The sequence below is a fragment of the Parasphingorhabdus sp. genome, from assembly GCF_049667325.1.
Lineage (GTDB): Bacteria > Pseudomonadota > Alphaproteobacteria > Sphingomonadales > Sphingomonadaceae > Parasphingorhabdus.
In genome coordinates this window covers 1-3792 of sequence record NZ_JBATHY010000143.1, presented here as the reverse complement: position 1 = coordinate 3792, position 3792 = coordinate 1, and the positions used below count along the sequence as shown (strand labels likewise).

Sequence of the window (3792 nt, the reverse complement as noted above, 5' to 3'; positions counted from 1 at the left end):
GATCGTCGAGCGAGTTCACCTTGAACGCGATATGCTGGACCCAGGCCGGGGTGTTCTGGTCGCGGTCCATGTCCGGCTGCTCGGGCAGCTCGAAAAAGGCGAGGACATTGCCGCCGCCGGCATCGAGAAAGATATGCATATAGGGGTCGTGTTCGCCGGTCGAGGGCACTTCATTTTCGGCAAAGGCGAGCTGGAAATCCATGCCCATCACGCGCTGGTAGAAATCGACCGTCTGTTTCGCGTCCTTGCAGCGATAGGCGACATGGTGGATGCCTTCGATCTTTGGTGCGGTCATTCTGCTGGCTCCTTGACGTTCAGTACACCCCGCGCAACCTGATCGCGTTCGATGCTCTCGAACAGGGCCTTGAAATTGCCCTCGCCAAAACCGTCATCGCCCTTGCGCTGGATGAACTCGAAGAACACCGGTCCGACCTGAGGTTCGGCGAAAATCTGGAGCAAAAGGCGCGGTTCGCCGCCTTCCGTAGTCCCGTCGAGCAAGATGCCGCGGGCTTGCAGCGCATCGACATCCTCGCCATGGCCGGAAAGGCGGCCGTCGAGCATCTCGTAATAGGTGTTGGGCGGCGCGGTCATGAACGGCACCCCGAGTTTCTTGAGCCGGTCCCAGCAGGTCACCAGATCATCACAGATAAGCGCGATATGCTGGATACCTTCGCCGTTGAATTCGCGCAGGAATTCCTCGATCTGGCCCTTGCCGCCTTCGCCTTCCTCGTTGAGCGGGATCTTGATCTTGCCATCCGGTGCGGTCAGCGCCTTGGAGGTCAGGCCGGTATATTCGCCCTTGATGTCGAAGAAACGGATCTCGCGGAAATTGAACAGGGTCTCGTAATAATCCGCCCAATATTTCATCCGCCCGCCGTAAACATTGTGGGTCAGGTGATCGATGATGTTGAAGCCCGCACCCACCGGATTGCGGTCCACGCCGGGCAGATATTCAAAGTCGATATCATAGATCGACAGGTCTTCGCCCCGTTCGCCGCCTTGATAGCGGTCGACGAGATAGAGGATCGCGCCACCGATGCCGCGGATCGCGGGGATCCGCAATTCCATCGGTCCGGTTTCGACATTCACCGGTTCGGCGCCCTTTTCGAGCAGATAGGCATAAGCCTTGCGCGCGTCCTTTACCCGGAACGCCATGCCGCAGGCCGACGGGCCATGTTCGCGGGCAAAATACCAGGCCGGGGATTTGGGCTCATAGTTGATGATCAGGTTGATGCCGCCCTGCCGCCACAGATGGACATCCTTGCTGCGATGCTGGGCAATTTCGGTAAAGCCCATGACCGCAAACACCGGTTCGAGCACGCCGCGCTCGGGCGCGCAAAATTCGACAAATTCAAAGCCGTCGAGACCAACGGGGTTTTCAAACAGATCAGCCACAAAAATTTCCTCGAGATAATGATGCGCACCGGCGCAATATAGTTTCAAATGATACTATAGGGGATTGGCGGCAGATATGCAAGACAATAGCCGTCCATCCTGTCGATGTAAAACAAGGCACGGGGACATCATCGGGGAGGATGAATATGCAAAAACGCCATCAACTGGTATTCATGGCCTTTCTGGCCATTTTCATCTGTTATATGGACCGGGTCGCGATCTCGGTCGCGATCATCCCGATGGTGGAAACCTATGGCTGGGACATGTCCACGCAAGGCCTGGTGCTCTCCAGCTTCTTCATCGGCTATCTACTCACCCAGGTTGTCGGCGGAAAGCTTGCCGATCGTTATGGCGGCAAGGTTGTGCTCGGCTTCGGGGTCTTGATCTGGTCGCTGTTCACGTTGGTCGCGCCTCCGGCTGCCGCGCTGGGTATCGCGGTATTGGTGGTTGCCCGGATATTGATGGGCATGGGTGAAGCGGTAACCTTCCCCGCCATATACGCGCTCTACGCCCGTTGGGTCCCGGTCCGGGAACGGTCGCGATCCGCAGGTTTTTCCAATAGCGGCATTCCCCTGGGTACAGTGTTCGCGCTGCTTGCGACGCCGGTGATTGTCGCCGCCTGGGGCTGGGAATATGTATTCTATATATTTGGCGGCATCGGATTCATCTGGTGCGCGGTCTGGTATTTTCTCATCGCATCGAGCCCGCGTCTGCAAGCCGGTATCAGCCAGACCGAACTGGACCTGATTGCCGCCGACACGATTGCCGACACGCCCGCTGGCGCCACACCATGGCGCGCGCTGATGACCAATATGCCGGTCTGGGCGGTCATCGTCGCCCATTTCTGCAACAACTGGTGGTTCTACGTCCTGCTTGCGTGGCTGCCGACCTTTGTCACCCAGGGGCTGGGCGTCGACTATGCGTCGGTAGGCTTTTTCGCGATGATGCCGCATATCGCCTTGTTCATCTTCATCAACCTTTCCGGAGTGGTCGCCGACCGTCTGATCGTCAGCGGCATGACGATCACCCGGGTGCGCAAATTGATGATGGTGATCGGCTCGGGCGGCAGCATCATCGCGCTGTTGCTGGTCGGGCAAGCCGACGATGCGGTCACCGCGATCACCATCATGACCATCGGCAGCGCGCTCGGCGCCTTTGCGGTCAGCGGTTTCTTCGTCAATCATATGGACATTGCGCCGGAACATGCCGGCACGCTGATGGGTATTACCAATACCGCCGGCACCATTCCCGGCATCGTCGGCGTGCTGGTCAGCGGCTGGATCCTGGACGTCACCGGGTCATGGGCGCTGGTGTTTCAGGTGGCGGCAGCGGTCGCGGCCTTTGGCCTGATCTTCTATCTCGTCTTCGGCAGCGGAGAACGCCAGTTTCAGACCGCAACGGCCTAGTGGAAATCCCGCGACTTCGGCAATATCCGGACATTGCGCGGATGACCTCCGTTGGATCTGGCGACATGTTGTGGCGGTGACCCGGCGGCTCGTGCCGCCTGCCTGTCCTCGTTGCGATAGACCGGCCGGTTGACCTCGTCGGCGCGGGCCATCGGCATGTTCGGTCGTTCGCGGTCGGTTATTTCATCCAGCATGAACGTATAATCCTCCACTCGGCTGGTCATCAAATGGGTCACGCCCTCGACGCTCCGCTGGACCTCTCCGGTGGCCAGCATCAGCCGCGCCGCCATCACCGGGCGGCGCATTTTCTCGAACCGGCTGGCCCAGAGCAGCAGATTGGAGACCCCGCTTTCATCCTCCAGCGTGATAAAGATTGCATTGCCCTTGCCGGGCCGCTGGCGGATCAGGACGACGCCGGCGACTTTCGCATGTGAGCCATTTTTCGCTGCCGCAAGTTCCGCGCAGCTGAGCACGCCCATCGCCCGAAAATGTTCGCGGAGAAACTCCATCGGATGGCCCTTGAGCGACAGCCGGACGCTTTGATAGTCCGCGACGACATGCTCGCCCTTGGTCATGGCGGGCAGATGCGCGTCCTGTTCCTGGCCCAGTTCCCTGGCCTGCGCGGCTTCGAACAGCGGCAGGGTGTTGACCGGAGTCCGGCGCACTTCCCACAAGGCCTGGCGACGGTCGAGCCCCAGCGAACGGCAGGCATCGGCATCGGCGAGCAGGCGGAGGGCGCGGGCCGGAAGGTTGGCCTTGCGGGCAAGCTCTTCGATAGTTCGGAAAGGCCGTGCGGCAGTGATCTGTTCGGCCCAGGCCTCGCGAAAACCGTCGATCTGGCGGAAGCCGATGCGGAGGGTGACGTCCCCCTCCCGCTTGCGAGTATCAGGTCGATCAGTCCCCAGAACTGATCTGGAACTGCCGGGGGCAGTTCTACCTGATACTGGGCTAGGGGTGGGATTATCGGGCATCTCGGACCCACCCCCGACCC

Annotated in this window: 3 protein-coding genes and 1 pseudogene; 1 reads left to right on the top strand and 3 read right to left on the bottom strand. The window is 60.1% G+C overall.

Annotated features, from left to right (window positions below; genetic code table 11):
- Nucleotides 1–295 (bottom strand): VOC family protein (locus tag WBM93_RS06730; protein WP_424429899.1); only part of this gene is annotated, 295 nt, incomplete at its 3' end.
- On the bottom strand, nucleotides 292–1395 hold the full coding sequence (gene hppD / locus WBM93_RS06725; protein WP_424429896.1) for a 4-hydroxyphenylpyruvate dioxygenase: 1104 nt from the start codon (nucleotides 1393–1395) through the stop codon (nucleotides 292–294). The genes hppD and WBM93_RS06730, both read right to left, overlap by 4 nt.
- Before the next feature lie 146 nt (nucleotides 1396–1541).
- Here hppD and WBM93_RS06720 point away from each other — a divergent pair, with 146 nt between their 5' ends.
- Nucleotides 1542–2801 (top strand): ACS family MFS transporter, encoded by a 1260-nt coding sequence (locus WBM93_RS06720; protein ID WP_424429893.1) that lies wholly within the window; start codon nucleotides 1542–1544, stop codon nucleotides 2799–2801.
- Here WBM93_RS06720 and WBM93_RS06715 read toward each other — a convergent pair.
- Nucleotides 2798–3792 (bottom strand): annotated as a pseudogene (locus tag WBM93_RS06715) (hypothetical protein); the annotation flags it as partial. The gene WBM93_RS06720 and the pseudogene WBM93_RS06715 overlap by 4 nt on opposite strands.